Origin of the sequence: Cyanobium sp. BA20m-p-22 (assembly GCF_024346275.1) — a bacterium.
In the GTDB taxonomy this organism is placed as follows: domain Bacteria; phylum Cyanobacteriota; class Cyanobacteriia; order PCC-6307; family Cyanobiaceae; genus Cyanobium_A.
The window spans coordinates 1-19375 of record NZ_JAGQCQ010000010.1; the positions used below are offsets into that span (position 1 = coordinate 1).

The 19375-nt window shown below is 64.3% G+C and carries 23 protein-coding genes; 15 read left to right on the top strand and 8 right to left on the bottom strand.

Annotated elements, in window-relative coordinates; translation table 11 throughout:
* From KBZ15_RS01750 to KBZ15_RS01780, 7 genes are all read right to left on the bottom strand, one after another.
* A partial coding sequence (locus KBZ15_RS01750; protein WP_255012899.1) for a cytochrome c biogenesis protein ResB occupies positions 1–861 on the bottom strand: 861 nt, incomplete at its 3' end.
* A complete protein-coding gene (locus tag KBZ15_RS01755) occupies positions 858–1601 on the bottom strand; it encodes a cytochrome c biogenesis protein CcdA (RefSeq protein ID WP_255012901.1) in 744 nt (247 codons plus the stop codon). The genes KBZ15_RS01755 and KBZ15_RS01750, both read right to left, overlap by 4 nt.
* Positions 1602–1610: 9 nt before the next feature.
* The gene (locus KBZ15_RS01760) at positions 1611–2750 is read right to left on the bottom strand and encodes an FtsW/RodA/SpoVE family cell cycle protein (RefSeq protein ID WP_255012924.1); all 1140 of its coding nucleotides are present in this window, start codon (positions 2748–2750) and stop codon (positions 1611–1613) included.
* A gap of 238 nt (positions 2751–2988) precedes the next feature.
* Positions 2989–3189, bottom strand: a complete 201-nt coding sequence (locus tag KBZ15_RS01765) for a phycobilisome linker polypeptide (protein WP_197151449.1) — start codon at positions 3187–3189, stop codon at positions 2989–2991.
* A 33-nt stretch (positions 3190–3222) separates the two neighbouring features.
* Positions 3223–3711, bottom strand: a complete 489-nt coding sequence (gene apcB / locus KBZ15_RS01770; RefSeq protein WP_197151448.1) for an allophycocyanin subunit beta — start codon at positions 3709–3711, stop codon at positions 3223–3225.
* Between the two features lie 42 nt (positions 3712–3753).
* Positions 3754–4239 (bottom strand): allophycocyanin, encoded by a 486-nt coding sequence (locus KBZ15_RS01775; protein WP_197151447.1) that lies wholly within the window; start codon positions 4237–4239, stop codon positions 3754–3756.
* Between the two features lie 809 nt (positions 4240–5048).
* Positions 5049–7427, bottom strand: a complete 2379-nt coding sequence (locus KBZ15_RS01780; protein ID WP_396123377.1) for a phycobilisome rod-core linker polypeptide — start codon at positions 7425–7427, stop codon at positions 5049–5051.
* A gap of 115 nt (positions 7428–7542) precedes the next feature.
* Between KBZ15_RS01780 and KBZ15_RS01785 the strand changes: the two genes are divergently transcribed.
* From KBZ15_RS01785 to KBZ15_RS01855, 15 genes are all read left to right on the top strand, one after another.
* On the top strand, positions 7543–8742 hold the full coding sequence (locus tag KBZ15_RS01785) for a bifunctional 2-polyprenyl-6-hydroxyphenol methylase/3-demethylubiquinol 3-O-methyltransferase UbiG (RefSeq protein WP_255012903.1): 1200 nt from the start codon (positions 7543–7545) through the stop codon (positions 8740–8742).
* A 168-nt stretch (positions 8743–8910) separates the two neighbouring features.
* Positions 8911–9246, top strand: coding sequence for an ATP synthase subunit I (locus KBZ15_RS01790; RefSeq protein ID WP_255012905.1), 336 nt, complete (start codon positions 8911–8913; stop codon positions 9244–9246).
* Positions 9247–9303: 57 nt separating this feature from the next.
* Positions 9304–10023: a F0F1 ATP synthase subunit A gene (gene atpB / locus KBZ15_RS01795; protein WP_370594463.1), complete on the top strand. Its 720-nt coding sequence runs from the start codon at positions 9304–9306 to the stop codon at positions 10021–10023.
* Between the two features lie 133 nt (positions 10024–10156).
* Positions 10157–10405, top strand: coding sequence for an ATP synthase F0 subunit C (gene atpE, locus KBZ15_RS01800; RefSeq protein ID WP_106502337.1), 249 nt, complete (start codon positions 10157–10159; stop codon positions 10403–10405).
* Positions 10406–10501: 96 nt separating this feature from the next.
* Positions 10502–10972 carry a F0F1 ATP synthase subunit B' gene (locus KBZ15_RS01805; protein WP_255012906.1) on the top strand — a complete coding sequence of 157 codons (471 nt, stop codon included), beginning with the start codon at positions 10502–10504 and terminating at the stop codon, positions 10970–10972.
* Complete coding sequence (locus tag KBZ15_RS01810; protein WP_197151444.1) at positions 10969–11493, top strand: F0F1 ATP synthase subunit B; 525 nt, start codon at positions 10969–10971, stop codon at positions 11491–11493. Before KBZ15_RS01805 ends, KBZ15_RS01810 begins: the two co-directional genes overlap by 4 nt.
* Positions 11493–12041, top strand: a complete 549-nt coding sequence (gene atpH, locus KBZ15_RS01815; protein WP_255012908.1) for an ATP synthase F1 subunit delta — start codon at positions 11493–11495, stop codon at positions 12039–12041. Before KBZ15_RS01810 ends, atpH begins: the two co-directional genes overlap by 1 nt.
* A gap of 63 nt (positions 12042–12104) precedes the next feature.
* A complete protein-coding gene (atpA, locus tag KBZ15_RS01820; RefSeq protein WP_255012910.1) occupies positions 12105–13622 on the top strand; it encodes a F0F1 ATP synthase subunit alpha in 1518 nt (505 codons plus the stop codon).
* A 16-nt stretch (positions 13623–13638) separates the two neighbouring features.
* Complete coding sequence (locus tag KBZ15_RS01825) at positions 13639–14592, top strand: F0F1 ATP synthase subunit gamma (protein WP_254929837.1); 954 nt, start codon at positions 13639–13641, stop codon at positions 14590–14592.
* A gap of 366 nt (positions 14593–14958) precedes the next feature.
* Entirely contained in the window at positions 14959–15231 is a 273-nt protein-coding gene (locus KBZ15_RS01830; RefSeq protein ID WP_255012911.1) for an antitoxin, read from the top strand.
* The gene (locus KBZ15_RS01835; protein ID WP_255012912.1) at positions 15228–15620 is read left to right on the top strand and encodes a PIN domain-containing protein; all 393 of its coding nucleotides are present in this window, start codon (positions 15228–15230) and stop codon (positions 15618–15620) included. The genes KBZ15_RS01830 and KBZ15_RS01835 overlap by 4 nt, the downstream gene beginning before the upstream one ends.
* Positions 15621–15849: 229 nt before the next feature.
* Complete coding sequence (locus KBZ15_RS01840) at positions 15850–16590, top strand: TIGR02466 family protein (RefSeq protein ID WP_255012926.1); 741 nt, start codon at positions 15850–15852, stop codon at positions 16588–16590.
* Between the two features lie 52 nt (positions 16591–16642).
* A complete protein-coding gene (locus tag KBZ15_RS01845) occupies positions 16643–16972 on the top strand; it encodes a 2Fe-2S iron-sulfur cluster-binding protein (RefSeq protein WP_315859841.1) in 330 nt (109 codons plus the stop codon).
* Positions 16969–17181: a hypothetical protein gene (locus KBZ15_RS01850; RefSeq protein WP_255012913.1), complete on the top strand. Its 213-nt coding sequence runs from the start codon at positions 16969–16971 to the stop codon at positions 17179–17181. Before KBZ15_RS01845 ends, KBZ15_RS01850 begins: the two co-directional genes overlap by 4 nt.
* Entirely contained in the window at positions 17178–18344 is a 1167-nt protein-coding gene (locus KBZ15_RS01855; protein WP_255012914.1) for a DUF3326 domain-containing protein, read from the top strand. The genes KBZ15_RS01850 and KBZ15_RS01855 overlap by 4 nt, the downstream gene beginning before the upstream one ends.
* Here the strand turns inward: KBZ15_RS01855 and ald are convergent.
* Positions 18256–19368: an alanine dehydrogenase gene (gene ald / locus KBZ15_RS01860; protein WP_255012928.1), complete on the bottom strand. Its 1113-nt coding sequence runs from the start codon at positions 19366–19368 to the stop codon at positions 18256–18258. The genes KBZ15_RS01855 and ald overlap by 89 nt on opposite strands.
* Between the last annotated feature and the right edge of the window lie 7 nt (positions 19369–19375).

Here is a 19375-nt window from a genome sequence, read left to right on the forward strand (position 1 = left end):
GGGCAACTGCAGCAGCGGACTCCTGCCCAGTTGCAGGCTGATTGCCGCCAGGGTCCAGTCGGCCTGGTAGAGGGTCACCCCTTGGAAGCGCAGGGGGTGGTTCACGCTGATCTCGGCCTGTTTCAGCAGGCTGCCGTCACTGCCATCGCCTTCGAGGATGCGCAGCTGGGAGGTGAATTGCTCTGGCCGGCCGGCCGGATCGCGCTGGATGGAGAAGTTGTCGAGGGCGAGGGTGAGCTTGCTGCTGCCCCGGCTGTCCATCAGCTCCAGGCTGCGGCCGGGGGCCAGGTATTGCTCGGCACGCTGGCCTGCCACGGCCCCCCAGGCGGCCCCCAGCATCAGCACCACCATGCCGGCATGTACCAGCAGGGGGCCAACCTTGCCCAGCAGCCCCTTGCGGGCCGCAAGGCGATCCCCCTGGAGGCGGATCTGCCAGCCCTTGCCCTCCAGTAGTTGCCCCAACTTTTCAAGGCTTGCCGCGGGCTGGTCGGTGGCGAGGCTTTCGGCCAGGCTCAGCTTGCTGAGTTGGCGCGGCTTGCGGTAATCAATCCAGCGCAGCGAGGCCCGCAGGGCGGGCCATTGGCGCCGCCAGCTGCACAGCAGCAAGGCCAGGGCCAGCCAGGCCAGTAATCCCAGAAACCAGCCGCTGGAATAGATGTGGTCGAGCTGCAGGGCCAGCACCCCTTCGCCAGGCAGCAGGCCAAGCCAGGGCTGGGGGTCGTAGAGCCGGTGGTAAAACTCCGCCGTTTCCCGCTGGGGGATGGCCGTGCCCACGCCGCTGGCGATGGCTATCACCAGCAGCAGCACGATCGCCAGGCGCAGATCGGAGATCAGGGCCACCAGCCGGGGGAGGGCCTTCATCGCCAGTTGGCCACCAGGGTGAGGGCCCCGGTGGTGACCAGCACCACCCCGCTGATCGGGGGCACCCATTGGCCGACGCGGCGCAGGCTGAGCAGGCCGGGCAGGCTGGCGGCGGCGGTGCCGGCCAGCAGCAGCGGCACCACCTGGCCGGCGCCAAAGCTGCTGAGCAGCAGCATCCCCACCAGGGGTTTGCCGTTCTGGGCCATCCAGGCCAGCAGCACTGCCAGCACGGGGGTGGTGCAGGGGGTTGCAGCCAGGCCGAAGGCCAGGCCAGCGGCCAGGGGTGCCAGCGGGGCTGGCACTTTGCGGCGCCAAATCTCAGGATCGGGCCCCGCCGGCAGGGGCAGCCTGAGCAGGCCCAGCAGATTGAGGCCCATCAGCAGGGCCAGCAGGGCTACCACGATGGGTACGAGCCCGGGAATCTGGCCGTAGATGCGGCCCAGGAAGCCGCTCACCAGGCCGAGCAGCACCAGGGCTGCCACGATGCCAGCGGCAAAGCTGAGGCTGCGCTTCCAGGGGGCCTGGCGCTCCAATTCCTGGCTGCCGGCAGGGCCGCTGAAGCCGGCCAGGTAGGCCAGGGTCACCGGCAGCAGCGAGAGGGAACAGGGGCCCAGGCTGGTGAGCAGACCCCCGGCAAAAACCACAGCCACGGTGCTCGGGGTGGGGCTGGCTAGGGAGTGCTGCAGCAGGGCCTCGCTAGTGCGGGCCCAGTCGGCCAGTTGGGGCCCAAGGCTGATCATGAATCCAGCCTATCGGGCAGGTGCGGGGCGGCGGCGGCGGGGAGTAGGGGCCAGGCCACCGGCTTCCAGGGAGCAACGGATCAGCAAGCCGCAAACCAGCAGGCTGGCCATCAGGGAATTGCCGCCGTAACTGATCAGGGGCAGGGGCAGGCCGGTGGTCGGCATGGCGCCGCTGGCCACGGCGATATTCAGGATCGACTGGCCCAGCAGCAGGGTGGTGCAGCCAATGGCGATCAGCCGCTGCTGGTTGCTGCGGCAGCTCAGGGCGACCCGCAGCCCCACGAAGCCAAACAGCATCAAAAACAGCAGCAACCCCACCGAGCCCACAAAGCCAAACTCCTCGGCAAACACCGCGAAAATGAAGTCGGTGCTCTGAATCGGCAGGTATTGCAGCTTCTGGGTGGAAAGGCCAAAGCCTTCCCCCAACAACCCTCCCGAGCCGATCGCCAACAGGCTCTGCACCAGCTGGTAGCCATCTCCCTGGGCGTCACTCCAGGGATTGAGGAAAGACACCACCCTGATGCGCTGGTATTCGTTGAGCATGATGCTGCCAATGCCGAGCAGCCCCCCAGCTCCGGCCGCGCCCAGCAGCAGGGGCATCGAGAGGCCGGCGGCCATGGCCATCAGCCAGAGCAGCAAGCCGGAAAGGGCAGCTGTGCTGAGGTTGGGCTGCTTGAGGATCAGCAGGATCAGGGCCCCAAACACCCCCAGCCACAGCAGTTTCTGGTCGATGCCGATGCGTTTCCAGTGGGCAAACAGGGCGGCCCCTTGCAGCACCAGGAAGGGCTTGACCAATTCCGACGGTTGGAGCTGAACCGGCCCGATCACCAGCCAGCGACTGGCACCGTTGACGGTGCTGCCCATCACGAGGGTGGCCGCGATCAGCAGGATGCCGCCCCACAGGCCCAGGGGAGCCAGATGCAACCAACGCCGCAGGCTGGTGCTCAGACCCAGCCAGAGCAATCCCCAGCTGGCCACCATCCAGATCAGCTGCCGCTTGAGATAGAAGGCTCCATCCCCCATCTCCCGTTCGGCGACCCACCAGCTGGCCGAGGTGAGGACAAGCAGGCCGATTCCGCTCCATAGGCCCACCAACGCCAGCAGTAGGCGCGCTTCTGCTGGCCACTGCTCCCAGGGCAAGGGCCACAGGCCCCAAGCTTTTTTGGAACGGGGGGGCGGTTCGCTGTTGCGACGGGGGGTTGTGGTTCGAGCCAATGGCAGATGGAGGGGATGGCTTGGAAAACGCCATCACGAGGCCCCATTCAGCCGTGCACCAGGGGTGGTTGTCGAGCCTCCGGTGGGGAATGGTTAACCAAAAATGGCCCATAAAAAAGCCCGGCTTGGGCCGGGCTCTGGATTGCTAAAGAAATTCAGCCTGGCCGGAAGCTCAGTTGCCGACATTTTGTTGGCGGCGGCCCGTGGCCAGTTCCACCTTGAGGATCTTGCCGCCCTGCTTCATGATTCGCTGCTGCTCAGCAAACCAGCTGTCGTAGGGCACCCATTTGGTGAAATAGGTGTTCTGAAGCTCACGCTGTGTGCGGCTCTTTTCCGGGCTGGGGATGCAGGCCGTGATCTTGAACAGACGCATGGAGATGATCCTCGGGTGTGCCGCTGGCAGGGATCAGTTGCCCAGGCCGGAGCAGATGTAATCGAAATAGACGGCCATTTCCCGGCCGGCATCCGGACCCACCAGGGAAGCGGTGGTTTCCTTCATGGCCTGGATCGACTGGACCGTGGCGCCGATGGGCACGCCCAGGGAGTTGTAGGTCTCCTTGAGACCATTGAGCACCCGCTCGTCGAGGATCGAGGTGTCGCCGGCCAGCATGGCGTAGGTGGCGTAGCGCAGGTAGTAGTCCAGGTCGCGGATGCAGGCCGCATAGCGACGGGTTGTGTACATGTTGCCGCCGGGACGGGTGATGTCCGAATAGAGCAGCGACTTGGCCACGGCCTCTCTGATGATTGCTGAACCATTCGAGCTGATGGTGGCAGCGGCGCGAACGCGCAGTTCACCACTGGTGAAGTACTGCTCTAAGCGGCCCATAGCCGAGTCGTCCAGGTAAAGGCCCTGAACGTCGGCCTGATTAATTACGTTCGTGATGGCGTCTTGCATGAATCCAGCTTTGGTGGCGGGGAGTAGTAAAAGAACGCTGTCTCAGGAGAGGGCGCCAATGACGTAGTCGAAGTAGAAGCCAGCTTCCTCGGCGTCAGAGCCGGTGAGTAGGCCCATGGCAGCCGACTTCATTTCACGCACGGATTCCGCCATGGCATCGAGGGGAGTCCCGAGCGAGCGATACATCTCCTTCGCTCCGATGATTCCAACCTCTTCGATGGGTGTCACATCGCCGGCGATAATCCCGTAGGTCACCAAGCGCAGGTAGTAGTCCATGTCGCGAAGACACGAAGCGGTCATCTCCTCGCCGTACGCGTTTCCGCCGGGAGAAATCACGTCGGGACGCCGCTGAAACAGGGCGCCACCAGCGGTTTTGACGATGCGCTCGCGGCTTTCGCCTAGAACCTGGGCGACCCGAATACGACGTTGACCAGCGGCCACGAAGGACTTGATCTGGTCGAGTTCACCAGGGCTGAGATAGCGGGCTTCCGCGTCCGCGTTGATGATCGAGTTGGAGACGATGCTCATGCAGTTCTGCCTCGAAACAAGCGGCCGCCTTGAAGGAGACCGATATCCGGTGGGTAAGGGAATGGATCGACTTGCGCCGATCACCAAATCATTCTGCGGCAAAGCCCAATCACCGCCCCCTTGGCGGTAACAGTTCTTCACGGCGCTTGTGTAAGGAGAACCCGCTGCGGCGCAATGGCTTTGTTCAATTTTGGCGACAGCGGCTTGGCGTAGCAATTATTCATCATTTTGCTCCGCTAACCGCCCCACTTGTTTCGACTTTCGGCTCAACTTTTGCGACAATTGTTGTCATGAATCCTCCCCCTCCTTCGCCTGAAGTGTCTCCGGGAGGGGCTTTTGGGCTAAGAACGCAATCTTCGGGTGCGGATCACCGTGATCACGGGAATGCGCTCACCTCATCGAGTTGGGGAGCTCGACCGAGCAGGGCGAGATAGTCCGATGAAGCAGTGCGTAGGGGTGCCATGCGGTTGAGGCATCGTTGGAGATGTTCGTTGCCAGCTACTTTGCTAACCAGCTCCTCCACCGTGAGTTGCTGGTTGTGTAATTGGAATTAGATGTTCCCTATGGGCTCTTCAACAATAGTGATTCTATTGAGCAGATACTTGTAGACGCTTTTCAGCTCTTGTTGCACTTGGTTTCACTACTGGTGCTTCCAGGCTAAGCAAGGCGCCCCACGCTTTGGCGGCGGCTTTGCCCTTGGGGTAATCCTGTATGAATCTGGCTCACCATGGTGGCTCCTGGCCGGTTGACAAACCCTATGTGCTCTCAGTCAGTTTATCAGCTCCACAGCGGCAGGCTGTGCTGAGGCTTCAAAGGGCGTCGCTGGACATAGGGGTCTGCTTCCAGCGGCGACTCGGTGCAGGTGCTTGACGGATGCTGCCTGGTCCCGGGGTGAAGTTGTCTTGGGGCTGAGATGCCTTCATGGTTTCGCCCCCGACGGTCTGGGCTGTCCAGCTCCCCACGACAATCTGCCGGCGCGCCGACAGATTTCGATTGGTTATATCCCCGGTAGTGCGTATGGTCTGATCAACGGGCACGTTTGGACGTTTGTCTTGGGCAAATTCATTGGCATAGGCAGATGCGTCGAAGGGGCGGTTGAGGCCGGGCACCTTGCGGGCATTTCGATCAGTAGCGGTGACAAAACGCTCGTAGGGGACTGTGTCTTCGCCATAGGTTTCGTTGTATTCGCTGCTGTTGAGAATCCCGTCGACTAGCCCATAGAAGCCGGTGCGGGCTGCGGTATCGAAGTAGCCGTTAATTTCCCATCGCCCGAAGGTTGGGCGACCTAGCAGCCGGCGATGGATCACCTCGATGGCCTTGGTGATGTAAAGGCTGCTCCAATACCGGCGGCGGAAGGCCTTGGAACGGGCGACCTGGCGGATAAACTCCCGCAGGCTGATATCGCCGTTCTCGAGCTTGATTTCCTCAACTTTATTGCGCTCTCCGGCATAGCCAGCAGTGCCTAAAACTTGCACATAGACCGCATTAATAACTGCCTGGGTGCTGGCTTCAGTGCCACGAATGCTGGGTTGGCCGCCGCGGCGGGGCACGGAGCTGCCGCCGGTTGCAATCTGCTGGAGCCGCACAACCTTGGGACCCACCCGGCGGGGGCTGGCCTTGCGAAACTGGACGCTGTCCATCTGGCCAGGCTGGGCCAGGCCATTGCCGATCAGGATGCGGCGGCTGTCGTAGCCATAGGGGGCGGGCCTGGTGGCCACCGAAGCGGTGCCGGAAGGGAAAATTGCGCCGTAGTTGAGGGCCAGGGGGTCGTTACCGCCGCCGTAGACGTGCTGATCTGCGAAGGGTTGGCGATAGGAGGCGTAGAGGGTGACGTACTGGGGCGCACCTTCAAAGGGAGCGCTGAAGCGGAACAGCTTGCGGTTTGATCCCCAGCCGGCACTCTCCTGGGCTTCTTCACCGAGATCCCGCAGGTAGGGCACGGTTTCCTCGCCGAACACCCGCGCGTATTCAAGGGTATTGATCAGGGAATCCACTAGGCCATTCAGGCCTTGGACGCTGACGATGTCGAAGTAGCGGGTGAATTCCTCACGGGAGCTGATGCCGCGACCGAGGAAGTGGCGGAAGGCCAGCTCAACCGCCCGGCTATTGGAGAAGCGGCCGAAAAACTGCTGGCGATATTCCTTGCTGTGGCCGAGGGAACGAATGAATTCCCGCATCGACAGCTGGCCCTGACGCACCTGGGTGGCTTCGACCGGGCAGGGCGTCTGGCTGTAGGCCTTGGCGATGTCGCGCTCGAACACCTGGCGGTAGGCGGCCCGAATCACTTCGGCCTTTTGGGCACCACTTAGGCGCGGCCGCATGATGAAGCGCTGCTTACCGTCAGCGGCTAAGGCATAAATGGCAGGCAGTTGGAGGCCCTGACTTTCAGGGCTGCCGAGGCGCTGCCGGGTGCTTGGAGTGGCCACCTGCAGTTCGGCGAGCAGCACGTTGAAGTACTGGATCACCAGCTCGCGTGCCTGGGGATTGTCTTTGCAGAGGCCCGCGGCTGCGGCGCGCATTTCCTGCAGGGCCACATTGGTAGCCGCCAAGGAGCAAGCCTTCTCCAATATGTCGCGCAGGCCGCGGGTGTTCACGGCCAGGATGCTGGGGTCTCCTGCCACCAGGGCGTAGCCCACATAGCGGAGGAACCAGCCCATGTCGCGCAGCGACTTGCGCATCCGATCGGTGCCGTAACGGCCCACGGCAATCGGGCTGAAGCCGGTGGGCAGCACAACCCTTACATCGGCGTCGCCACCTGTGCTTTCGAGTAAGCGTGTGATCAGGTTGCCGCTGGAGTTGCCGGTGCCCTGGGCGAAGGTCTGCACCGAACGCTGGAAGGCGGCCTGGTCAGCGGCCAAGGGGGTGGCGTCGCTGGACCCACCGCTGACGACGCTCAAGGGAGCATCTAGGTAGGAGAGGGGCGTGCCGCCGGAGAAGATCCGGTTGGCCGCCTTGGCCACGATGAAATCAGCGTTTTTAGAGATGCGGCGTGCAGCTTCTAATCGCTGCTGACCACTCTGGTAAAACGCCTTCAGGGTTTCAAGCTCCCCGCCGTCGGGGAAGCGGTCCTGTTGCTCCGCCTGACGAACGCTGGAAAGCGGCAGGGTGTCGTAGCGCTGGGCGGCAACCCTGGTGCTGCCGCTGCTGGCGGTCACGGTCATTGACAGGAGCGAACCGGGTTTGGTCACGTTACGGCTGGCCCATTGGGCCCAGCCCGGCCTTGAACAAATGTTTGCAGCCGGAGCTCCTGAGCCTGGGGGTGGGCGGCCGTGAAAAGCTCGGCATGTAGCCGCCGATGCCGCCGTGCCCGTCAGTGATGCCGCCACGCCGGTGGTGAGCGCCTTCTACGACCGCTTCCCCTACCCGGGCGACCCCCTTCAGGACGGGCCACCTCCCGGTTACAACTGGCGCTGGTGCGTTGACAGTGCCTGGGCAGCAGCCACCGGCTGCCTGCCCCCCCGGGCCGGCAGCGGCCCCCGCCGCTGGCGAATTCTGGATGCCGGCTGCGGCACCGGTGTCAGCACCGATTACCTCTGTCACCTCAACCCAGGCTCTGCGGTGCTTGCGGTGGATATCAGCGCCGGGGCCCTGGAGGTGGCCCGGCAGCGCACTCGCCGCTCCGGCGCCGCCGCCCAGGTGGAGGAGCTGCGCATCGAGCAGCGCAGCCTGCTCGACCTGGCCGGTGAGGGCCCCTTTGACTACATCAATTCGGTGGGGGTGCTGCACCACCTGCGCGAACCAGAGCAGGGGCTGGGGGCCCTGGCGGGGTTGTTGCGACCCGGGGGATTGGTGCATCTTTTCCTCTATGCCGACGGCGGCCGCTGGGAAATCCATCGCACCCAACGGGCCCTGGCCCTGCTGGGTGCGGGCACGGACGAGGCGGGCCTGCACCTGGGCAGGCAGCTGCTGGCCCAGTTGCCTGAAACCAACAGGCTGCGCCGTCACCACGAGCAGCGCTGGGCCCTCGACACGGCAGCCGATGCCAACTTCGCCGACATGTATCTCCACCCCCAGGAGACCAGCTACAACATCGAGCGTCTTCTGGCTTTTGTGGCTACGGCTGGCCTGGAGTTCGCCGGTTTTTCCAATCCCGAGGTGTGGTCACCGGCCCGGCTACTCCAGGGCGAACTGCTGGAGCGAGCCCAGGACCTCAGCCCCCGCCAGCAGTGGAGTCTGGTGGAGGAGCTAGACCCCGACATCAGTCACTTTGAGTTTTTCCTCAGCAAGGGCCCGGTCTCCGTTGCCGATTGGAGCTCCGATGCCGCCCTGCTAGCTGCCCGGGGGGAGGTGAACCGCTGCCTGTGGGGCTGGCCCTCCACCAGCCTGATGGGCCCGGATCTGCTGCCGCTCAGCCTGAGCCAGGAGAGTTTTGAGCTGATGCGGGTGCTCGAGCAGGCCCCCAACCTCTCGATCGGCCAGTTGCCCCTGGATTGGCCAGCCGCCACCCGGCTGGCGGTGGCCCGCCAGCTGCTTGATCAGCGGCTGTTGCTGCCGGTGTTGTGACCCGCACGTGATAGATTCCGCGCGCCTTACAGGGGGGTTAAGCGCTTGTCGATTTCCCTCCCTAGCCAGGTGGATGTCCCCGTCGTTGGGGATCGTGCTCCGGCCGATTCCAGCAACGGTTCAGATTCAGTTACTGAATCTTCCAGCAATGGAGATTCCAGCAACGGGATGGACAGCTATTTTCGGCTCCAGCGCCGGCTGTTGGTCGCCACCATGCTGCTTTCTGCAGTTGTGGTGCTGGTCACCGCCATCGCCGGATCCCTAGCCACGGCCTTCAGCCTGTTGGTGGGATCCGTGGCTGGCATGCTCTACCTGTGGCTGCTCAGCCGCAGCGTTACCCGGCTTGGAGAAAACTCCCGCCGCTTGAGCAGAACCCAGCTGCTGGTGCCCGTGGTCCTGGTGCTGGTGGCCTCCAGGTTGCCCCAGCTTTCAATCCTGCCGGCCCTGCTGGGCTTTTTGCTCTACAAGCCGGCCCTGATTCTCCAGGCTGTCTTCGACAGCTAAAACTTTCCCACCGTTCCGTCGCTTCGGCGATACCGAACTCCCCCCTCGCTGGCTCCAATGCCTCTCACCCTTCCCCTTGCCGAATTGGAGGTTGGTAAACACCTCTATTGGCAGCTTGGCAATCTCAAGATCCATGGCCAGGTCTTCCTGAGCTCCTGGGTCGTGATCGGAGCTCTCCTGGCCCTGGTGGTGGTGGGTACCCGCAAGCTGGAACGGGATCCCCGCGGCACCCAGAACCTGCTCGAGTTCGTGTGGGACTACATCCGCGACCTCTCCAGGGAGCAGATCGGCGAGAAGGCCTATCGCGACTGGATGCCCTTCATCGGCACCCTGTTTCTGTTCATTTTCGTGAGCAACTGGGGCGGAGCCCTGGTTCCCTGGAAGCTGATCCATCTGCCCAGTGGTGAGCTCGGCGCTCCCACCGCTGACATCAACACCACCATCGCCCTGGCCCTGTTGGTGTCGCTGGCCTATTTCTATGCGGGCTTGAGCCGCAAGGGCCTGCGTTATTTCGAGTACTACGTGGAGCCGACGCCGATCATGCTCCCGTTCAAGATCGTCGAAGATTTCACCAAGCCCCTGTCCCTCTCTTTCCGTCTGTTTGGCAACATTCTGGCGGACGAACTGGTGGTGGCAGTGCTGGCGTTTTTGGTGCCCCTGATTGTGCCCTTGCCGGCCATGTTCCTGGGCCTGTTCACAAGCGCCATCCAGGCTTTGATCTTCGCCACCCTTGCCGCCTACTACATCGGTGAGGCGGTGCACGAGGAGCACCACTAGGCGCTCTGCTAAATCTGCCTCGCGCAGGTCCGGCCGCACCCCGGGCCCATCCTCAAAAGGGATGTCCCAAGCGCCGGGTTTGAACCCAGCTCCACTACGCGCCACAACCGCGACTCCCATCCCCCACTCCACCATGGATTCCATCACCTCCGCTGCGTCTGTTCTGGCTGCTGGCCTGGCTGTCGGCCTCGGTGCCATCGGCCCCGGCATCGGTCAGGGCACCGCAGCTGGCGGCGCCGTTGAAGGCATTGCACGTCAGCCCGAAGCCGAAGGCAAGATCCGCGGCACCCTGCTGCTGTCCCTGGCCTTCATGGAAGCGCTCACCATCTACGGCCTCGTGGTCGCCCTGGTGCTCCTGTTCGCCAACCCCTTCGCAGGTTGATTGTTCCGTGAGGCGTGGAAGGCGGGGACTTGATCCCCTAGTTTCCCGCCTCACGCCAGTCCCCACTCGCCCGATCGTTCCAGCGCCCTCGCCCCAATGACCAGCTGGCTTCTGCTCGCCGAAGCAGGTGTCCCTGAGGGAGGTCTATTTGACCTCGATGCCACCCTGCCGCTGATGGCGGTGCAGGTGGTTCTCCTCACCTTTATTCTGAATTCGCTGTTCTTCCGTCCCGTTGGACGGGCGGTGGAGGATCGCGAAAGCTTCATCTCCACCAGCCGTGCCGAGGCCAAGCAGAAGCTCGCCCAGGTTGAGCGCCTGGAAGCCGATCTCAGGGAGCAGCTCAAGGACGCTCGACAGCAGTCCCAGAAGCTGATTCTCGAGGCTGAGCAGGAGATGGATCGCATCTATCGCGAGGCCCTTGCCCTGGCGACTGCCGAGGCCAATGCATCCCGGGAGCAGGCCCGCCGCGAGATCGATGCCCAACGTGATCAGGCGATGACCCAGCTCAACATGGATGCCGACAAGCTCGGTGACCTGATCGTGTCCCGCTTGCTGGCCACCCCATGACCCCCCTAATTCCCACCCTGCTCGCCAGCCACGGCGGCTTTGGTCTCAATCTCAATTTATTTGAGACCAATATCATCAACCTGGCCATTGTCATCTTCGGGCTCTGGAAGTTTCTGCCAGGTTTCCTCGGCGGCATTCTCGAGCGCCGTCGCAATGCAATCCTGAGCGATCTCCAGGATGCTGAGCAGCGCCTCGCGTCTTCCACCACTGCCTTGGCCGAGGCCCAGCAAGGGCTAGCCGCAGCCCAGCAGAAGGCAGAGCAGATCCGCGCCGATGGCCAGGCCCGCGCCCAGGCCCTGCGGCTGGAAAGCGAAAACCGCACTATCCAGGAGATGGCTCGACTCAAGCAGGGCGCCATGGCCGACCTAGGTGCCGAGGCCGCCCGAGTTACAGACCAGTTGCGTCGCGAAGCGGCCAACCGCGCCATCGCTAGGGCCCTGGCCTCCCTGCCGGGCAAACTCGATGGTGATGCCCAGGTGCGGCTGATCGACCAGTCCATCAAGACCCTAGGGAAAGCCTGATGCCTCTCCTCAATTCCATTGCCACCCCCTACGCCGAGGCATTGATTCAGGTGGCAGAGGCCCGCAAGGAAACGGACACCGTGGCCGAGCAGGCCAAGGCAGTACTGGCGGTGCTCAATTCCAGTCCAGAACTCCAGGCGGCCCTGGCCTCGCCCCTGCTGGAGCCCGACGCCAAGAAGGCTGCCCTGGGCAAAATTTTTAACGACCAGGTCACCCCCAGCGTTCAGAACCTGCTCAAGCTCCTGGCCGACCGCCAACGCCTACCCATGCTGGATGCGGTACTGATTCGCTTCCTGGAGCTCTACCGCGAGCTGCGCCACATCACCCTGGCCAAGGTCACCTCGGCGGCGGCCCTCACCGCTGAGCAGCAGGCCGAGCTCAATAAGAAAGTGCAGGCGATCGCCGGTTCAAAGGCCGTGGAGTTCGACCTCGTTGTCGATCCCAGCCTGATCGGGGGCTTCATCGTCAGCATGGGCTCCCAGGTGATCGATGCCAGCCTTTCTGGTCAGGTGCGTCGCCTTGGTCTGGCGCTTGCCCAGGTGGGCTAGCTACCCCCCCTTCCACTTCACCGCCCTCCCTTCCATCAGCTCCCCTTGTGGGGACTTCCTCCCATGGTTTCCATCCGCCCCGACGAGATCAGCGCCATCCTCAAGCAGCAGATTGAGGACTACGACAGATCGGTATCGGTCAGCAACGTCGGAACGGTGTTGCAGATCGGCGATGGCATCGCCCGGGTCTACGGCCTGCAGCAGGTGATGGCCGGCGAGCTAGTTCAGTTTGAGGATGGCACCGAAGGCATCGCCCTCAACCTGGAAGACGACAACGTCGGCGTGGTGCTGATGGGCGAGGGGCGCGGCATTCAGGAGGGCAGCACGGTTAAGGCCACCGGCAAGATCGCTGCCGTGCCCGTGGGTGACGCCATGCTGGGTCGGGTGGTCAATTCTTTGGGTCAGCCCATCGACGGCAAGGGTGACATCGCTACCACCGAAACCCGCCTGATCGAATCGATGGCGCCTGGCATCATCCAGCGCAAATCGGTGCACGAGCCCATGCAGACGGGCATCACCGCCATCGACTCGATGATTCCCATCGGTCGGGGCCAGCGTGAGCTGATCATCGGCGACCGCCAGACCGGCAAGACCGCCATCGCGATCGACACGATCATCAACCAGAAGGGCGAAGACGTCGTCTGCGTCTATGTGGCAGTGGGTCAGAAAGCTGCCTCGGTGGCCAACGTGGTGGAGGTGCTGCGCGAGAAGGGTGCCCTCGACTACACCATCGTGGTGGCGGCCAGTGCCTCAGAGGCCGCCGCTCTCCAATACCTCGCTCCTTACACAGGCGCGGCCCTGGCCGAGTCGTTCATGTACAGGGGCAAGGCCACCCTGGTGATCTACGACGACCTCACCAAGCAAGCTCAGGCCTACCGCCAGATGTCCCTGCTGCTGCGGCGCCCTCCCGGTCGGGAGGCCTATCCCGGCGACGTGTTCTACTGCCACAGCCGTTTGCTGGAGCGGGCTGCCAAGTTGAGCGATGCCATGGGCAAGGGCTCGATGACCGCCCTGCCGATCATCGAAACCCAGGCTGGCGACGTGTCGGCCTACATCCCCACCAACGTGATCTCGATCACCGATGGCCAGGTGTTTCTCAGCTCCGACCTGTTCAACTCCGGCCTGCGACCGGCCATCAATGTGGGGATCTCGGTGAGCCGGGTGGGTGGTGCGGCCCAAACCAAGGCCATCAAGAAGATTGCCGGCACCCTCAAGTTGGAGCTGGCCCAGTTTGACGAATTGGCCGCCTTCTCCCAGTTTGCCTCCGACCTCGACGCCGCCACCCAGGCCCAGCTTGGTCGCGGCAAGCGGCTGCGCGAGATCCTCAAGCAGCCCCAGTTCAGCCCCCTGATCCTCGCTGAGCAAGTGGCTGTTGTGTATGCCGGCGTTAAGGGCCTGATCGATGAGGTTCCCGTGGAATTGGTGGTGCAGTTTTGCCGTGAACTGCGGGAGTATCTCAAGAGCAACAAGGCCGATTTCATCTCCAAGGTGCAATCCGAGAAGCAGCTCAGCGAAGAGGCTGAAGCCATGCTTAAGGAAGCCATCAATGAGGTGAAGTCGACCATGCTCGCCTCCGTTTGAGCAGGGGCATCACCCAATGGCAAACCTCAAAGACATCCGCGACCGGATCGGTTCGGTCAAGAACACCCGCAAGATCACCGAGGCCATGCGTCTTGTGGCGGCCGCGAAGGTGCGGCGTGCCCAGGAGCAGGTGCTGCGCAGCCGGCCCTTTGCCGACCGCCTGGCCCGCGTGCTGGAAAACCTCCAGTCGCGCATGCGCTTTGAAGACGCCGAAGCTCCCCTGCTCGAGCAACGGGATGTAACCACCATCACCCTGCTGTCGGTAACCGGCGATCGCGGTTTGTGCGGTGGCTACAACGCCAACATCATCAAGCGCACTGAGCAGCGCTACGCCGAACTCTCCAGCCAGGGCTACAAGGTGGATCTGGTGCTGATCGGCCGCAAGGCGATCACCTATTTCCAGAACCGGGCCAGCCTCTACACGATCCGGGCCACCTTTACCGGCCTGGAGCAGGTGCCTAAGGCCAGCGAGGCCATGGGCATCGCCAATGAGGTGCTGGCAGAGTTTCTCTCAGGCTCCACCGATCGGGTGGAGATTATTTTCACCAAGTTTGTCAACCTGGTGAGCTCCAAGCCCGTTATTCAGACCCTCCTGCCCCTAGATCCCCAAGGCATTGCCATCCCCGAAGATGAGATTTTCCGTCTCACCACCCGGGAGGGCCAGCTCGGGGTGGAGCTGGGCAGCACTGCCAACGAGCAGCCCCGTCTGCCTTCGGACATTGTCTTTGACCAGAGTCCGGACCAGCTGCTCAATGCCCTGCTGCCCCTCTACCTGGAAAACCAGCTGCTGCGCTCCCTTCAGGAGGCTGCGGCCTCGGAGCTGGCCAACCGGATGACGGCCATGAACAACGCCAGCGACAACGCCAAGGCGCTCGCCAAAAGCCTCACCCTCGACTACAACAAGGCCCGTCAGGCCGCCATCACCCAGGAGATCCTGGAAGTGGTGGGTGGTTCTGCCTCCATGGGTTGAGCTCCAGCTAGTAGCTGGGTGGGCGGCGCCGCATAGGGCGACAGGCCTATTGGTAGCCATCCCGGGCAGCCAAATTCCCAGCTGCTCGAGCGCAGTGAATCCAGTATCCACACCTTCGACCAGGAGTTTGTGGTGCTGGTTCAGCAATTAAGCCGACTTACGCCGGGTCCCATCGCCGATCCCTTTGAACGCTTTTTTGAAAAACCTAGCGACCATTTTTGCCTGAGTAAGTTGCAGGAGTTCGCTGCCTCACGCCATGAGATGCGACGGCCCAGCTGCTGGAAGTAATCCGCAGACCAGAGATCCAATAGGCCGGCCTCACCCTTTACCGGTCTAGACTGATCATGTCCGCTAAGGCTGCTCGACATGCGTGCCAAGTTGTTTCGCAACGGCCGCAGCCAGGCCGTGCGGCTACCGGCTAGTTGCAGATTTGAGGGCACGGAAGTCGAAGTTGAGAGGGATCCCCAAACAGGCGTCGTCAGCCTGCGTCCACTCCGCTCCAGTCCATTGGATTGGCTGCGCCGGCGGGCTGTTCTGCTCGACGGTGATCCCCAGGCTGCTGGTGGCTTCGCTGAATTGACGGAGTCCGAAGGGGCCCACCAAGCCCATGGCTCCGCTCAGGAGCGCGATTGGCCATGAAGCAACGCTTCATGCTCGACACCAAGGCGGTGCGCATGCTGTTGGAGCGTCGCTCTCCCCAGCTCGATCAATGGTTTGCGGAAGAGCGCTGCAGCCTGTCGGCCATCGTGGCGGCTGAGATTCGTTTTGGGTTGGCGCGCCGCAGGCTGCCTGAGCGCCGTACCGCGCTTGTTTGCGATCTGCTGGAGGTGCTCCCCGTTGAGGCCTTCGATGAGCAGGTGGCGAAGACCTACGGCCGATTGCGGGCTGAGCTCCAGCGGCTTGGCATCACTCTGGCGGCGATGGACCTTTTAATCGCCGCCCATGCGCTGGCTCTCGAACGCATGTTGGTGAGTAGCGATCAAGTGTTTGCCAGCGTGCCGGATTTGCAGTGCTGTTCGGCTGGCTGAAGGGTGCTTCTGAACGGTCCTTCTGAACGGCCAGCGAAGTTCAGCATCACGCCCCCCCGTAGAACTGCGTGTATTGCTTACTGCTGGCAGTCGCATGGCCCGGAAGCTACAGCGCGATCTGCGCTGGGTAACTATGGAAAGAGTTGCCAGCAGGATGATGGCTTGGCGGGCCATTACATCAGCCCGGGTGCATCAGCCCTGGGCCTTGATAACGCCATCTCCGATCGCCATGCTCCTGCCTTTGCCCGCCCCTGGACCGCTGGTGATCCAGCCCCTGTTTCCGGTTGCCCTCGGCCAGGTTCAGCTGCGCCCAGACCCGCTTGAGCTGGCTGCCCAGCTGCAGGCCCTGCTGGCCCTGCGGGGCGCCGCCGCCAGCAATCCCGATCCCGGCTGCGCCTGGACCGGCGATCTCAACGGAGTGTGGCAGCTGCATCGCCATCCCCTTTTTGCTGGGCTGGTGGCCACGGTGGCCCAGCAGGCTGAGATCTATCTGCAGCAGCTCGGTCTGCAGCCGTCCCAGCTGGCCCTGCATTTGCAGCGCTGCTGGCCCGTGCTCAGTGAGGAGGGCCAGGTGGTTGGCCGCCACCACCATCCCAACGCCCATCTCAGTGCCGTGGTGTATCTCAGTGGCGACGGCTCTGGCCGCAGTGGCGTGCTCCGCTTCTGGCCCCAGCGCCAGGTCAATGAATTGGTGCCGGGGATGGCCGTGGGGCACAGGGCTCCCCTACAGGCGGATCCGCTGCCTGGCTGCCAGGACTGGCTGCAGCCATGGGTGGACGTGGCCCCCCGGGCCGGCCTGCTCCTGCTGTTCCCCAGCAGCCTCGATCACGCCGTGCTGCCAAACGACGATCCCGACGACCTGCGCGCCTCGATCAGCATGGATTTCCTGCTCACGGCGCCGCCCCTGCCCGAGGGACACACCCCGCCGGAGTATTTGGCCCCCCACCCCAGCCAGTGGCAGCAGCTCTGAGGTTGGTGAGCTGGGAAGATGGGGCATCGCTGCTCCCCACCCGGCGCTTCCAGTGACCGATCCCCAGACCTTCACGATCTGCGCCGAGCTTGCGGGCTCCCTGCATTCCTTCCCCTGTCGCAGCGACCAGACCGTGCTGGCGGCGGCAGAGGCGGCTGGGGTGGCCCTGCCCAGTTCTTGCTGTTCGGGGGTCTGCACCACCGGTGCGGCCCTGATCACTCAGGGCACCGTGCTGCAGGCGGACGCCATGGGCGTCAAGCTCGAGCTGCAGCAGCAGGGCTATGCCCTGCTCTGCGTCTCCTTGCCCCAGTCCGATCTGCGCCTGAAGGCCGGCCAGGAGGATGCCCTCTACGAAGCCCAGTTCGGCCAATACCAGAAGTGAGGCTGGAGCTGCTGCAGCTCTGGTTTAAGCCCTTGCCGGGGCCAACGCTGAGCCAGTTGCGGCCGGCTCTGCTGGCGGCCGCCGAGGAGCAGGCCGGGCCCGGGGCCGAGCTGCTGCGCTGGGCGATCACCGCCGCCGAACCGGTTCGGGGCCTCCACATTGAGGCGGTGCTGCTGGTGGGTCCCGCCCCGGCACCGCCGCGATCGTGAGCGCTTCCCCGCCTCCCCTGCCCACCCTGCTGGTAATCCCCACCGGGGTGGGCTGCTCCCTGGGCGGCTATGCCGGCGATGGCCTGCCGGCGGCCCGGCTACTGGCGGCGGCCAGCGGCTGCCTGATCACCCATCCCAATGTGATGAATGGGGCCGCCCTCTACTGGAGTGATCGGCGCATTCAATATGTGGAGGGCTGGGCCCTGGATCGCTTCGCGGCCGGCGAGCTGGCCCTGGCACCGGTGGCTGGCCGGCGGGTGGGATTACTGCTGGATGCCGGCATCGAACCGGAGCTACGCCAGCGCCAGATTCAGGCGGCCGAGGCTTGCCGCGCCAGCTTGGGTCTGGCGATCGGCCCGGTGCTCATCAGCGACGAGCCCCTGGGAGTGGGCCTGAGCCTGGGCTCCAGTGGCGCCAGCTGGGGCTGCCTGGAGCGCCCGGATGCCCTGCTGCGCGCCGGCGAAAAGCTGGTACTGGCAGGCGCCAGCGCCATCGCCGTGGTGGCCCGCTTCCCCGACGATCCCGACAGCGAGGCCCTGGCCGCCTATCGCCATGGCGCCGGGGTCGATGGCCTGGCCGGCGCCGAGGCGGTGATCAGCCATCTGCTGGTGCGCCACCTGGGCATCCCCTGCGCCCATGCCCCTGCCCTGCAGCCGCTGCCAATGGATCCGGATCTGGATCCCAGGGCGGCGGCGGAGGAGCTGGGCCATACGTTTCTGCCCTGCGTGCTGGTGGGATTGAGCCGGGCGCCGGATCTGGTGCCGCTGGGCCGGGCGGGCCACCCCTACGGCGATGGGATTGGCCTGGGGCCGGCTGGAACCCTGCTGACGGCAGCCGCAATCGGCGCCGTGGTCGCCCCAGCTGGCGCCCTCGGCGGTGAAGCTGTGCTGGCCTGCGCTGAGCGGGGAATCCCGGTCATAGCGGTGCACAACCCCTGCCTGCTGGAGGTGTCGGCCGAGGCCCTGGGCCTGGAGGTGTTGGCGGCCGCCAGCTATGCCGAGGCTGCTGGGCTGGTGCTCGCCCTGCGGGAGGGGATCGATCCGGGGGTATTGCGGCGGCCGCTGGGGGAGCGGCTCAGCGCAGGCAGGCCATCGGGTGGCGATTGGCCACTCCCAGGGCCCTGGCCACGCTGGGATGGCAGACGGAACCATCGATGGTGTTGAGGCCGGAGAGCAGCTCCGGCCGGTCGGTGACGGCCTCCTCCAGCCCCCTGCCCGCCATCACCAGGATGTAGGGCAGGGTGACGCTCACAAGCGCCTCAGTGGAGGTGAAGGGCACGGCACCGGGCATGTTGCCGACGGCGTAGTGCTGCACGCCGTGCAGGCTGTGGACCGGATCGGTGTGGGTGGTCTCCCGGCTGGTGGCGATGCAGCCGCCCTGATCGATGGCCACATCCACCACCACCGAGCCCGGCCGCATTTGCCGCACCAGTTCTTCGCTCACCAGCGTGGGGGCGCGGCCGCCGGCGGTGAGCACGGCGCCGATCAGCAGGTCGGTTTCCGGCACCAGACGCTCGATCAGGCTGGGGCTGCTGATCAGGCTGACCAGTCGGCCCTGGCGATAGGTGTCGAGGCTGCGTAATTTTTGCGGTGAGCGATCCAGCAGGTACACCTCCCCATCCATCGCAGCGGCGATTCGGGCCGCATTCCAGCCGACGCTGCCCGCCCCCAGCACCAGCACCCGGGCCGGCTTCACGCCGGTGCAGCCGCCCAGCAGGATCCCGCGCCCGCCGTGGGGCTTCTCCAGCAGGTGGGCGCCCACCTGGGCCGCCAGCCGGCCGGCGATTTCGCTCATCGGCGCCAGCAGGGGCAAGCTGCCGTCTTCGAGCTGCACGGTTTCGTAGGCCACCGCCGTGGTGCCGGCCGCCAGCAGGGCCCGGCCCACATCCTGGTAGGCGGCCAGGTGCAGGTAGGTGAACAGCACCAGGTCGGGGCGCAGGAAGGCGAATTCCTCTGGTTGGGGCTCCTTGACCTTGACCACCAGGTGGGCGGCCCAGGCCTCTTCGGCATTCACCAGGCGGCCCCCGGCGGCGCCGAACTGGTCGTCGCTGAAGCCTGCCCCCAGGCCAGCTCCTGCCTGGATCCTGACGTCCATGCCCTGGCCCACTAGCTCGCGCACGGCGTCGGGGGTGAGGGCTACACGCTGCTCATCGCGCTTGATCTCAGCCGGAACACCGATGCTGGCCATCGGAGCT

Coding starts and splice junctions, on each gene's coding strand:
- KBZ15_RS01755 (WP_255012901.1), bottom strand. CDS start 1,601: ATGATCAGCCTTGGGCCCCAACTGGCCGACTGGGCCCGCACTAGCGAG.
- KBZ15_RS01765 (WP_197151449.1), bottom strand. CDS start 3,189: ATGCGTCTGTTCAAGATCACGGCCTGCATCCCCAGCCCGGAAAAGAGC.
- apcB (WP_197151448.1), bottom strand. CDS start 3,711: ATGCAAGACGCCATCACGAACGTAATTAATCAGGCCGACGTTCAGGGC.
- KBZ15_RS01775 (WP_197151447.1), bottom strand. CDS start 4,239: ATGAGCATCGTCTCCAACTCGATCATCAACGCGGACGCGGAAGCCCGC.
- KBZ15_RS01790 (WP_255012905.1), top strand. CDS start 8,911: ATGGACAGCTATTTTCGGCTCCAGCGCCGGCTGTTGGTCGCCACCATG.
- atpB (WP_370594463.1), top strand. CDS start 9,304: ATGCCTCTCACCCTTCCCCTTGCCGAATTGGAGGTTGGTAAACACCTC.
- atpE (WP_106502337.1), top strand. CDS start 10,157: ATGGATTCCATCACCTCCGCTGCGTCTGTTCTGGCTGCTGGCCTGGCT.
- KBZ15_RS01805 (WP_255012906.1), top strand. CDS start 10,502: ATGACCAGCTGGCTTCTGCTCGCCGAAGCAGGTGTCCCTGAGGGAGGT.
- KBZ15_RS01810 (WP_197151444.1), top strand. CDS start 10,969: ATGACCCCCCTAATTCCCACCCTGCTCGCCAGCCACGGCGGCTTTGGT.
- atpH (WP_255012908.1), top strand. CDS start 11,493: ATGCCTCTCCTCAATTCCATTGCCACCCCCTACGCCGAGGCATTGATT.
- atpA (WP_255012910.1), top strand. CDS start 12,105: ATGGTTTCCATCCGCCCCGACGAGATCAGCGCCATCCTCAAGCAGCAG.
- KBZ15_RS01825 (WP_254929837.1), top strand. CDS start 13,639: ATGGCAAACCTCAAAGACATCCGCGACCGGATCGGTTCGGTCAAGAAC.
- KBZ15_RS01830 (WP_255012911.1), top strand. CDS start 14,959: ATGCGTGCCAAGTTGTTTCGCAACGGCCGCAGCCAGGCCGTGCGGCTA.
- KBZ15_RS01835 (WP_255012912.1), top strand. CDS start 15,228: ATGAAGCAACGCTTCATGCTCGACACCAAGGCGGTGCGCATGCTGTTG.
- KBZ15_RS01840 (WP_255012926.1), top strand. CDS start 15,850: ATGCTCCTGCCTTTGCCCGCCCCTGGACCGCTGGTGATCCAGCCCCTG.
- ald (WP_255012928.1), bottom strand. CDS start 19,368: ATGGCCAGCATCGGTGTTCCGGCTGAGATCAAGCGCGATGAGCAGCGT.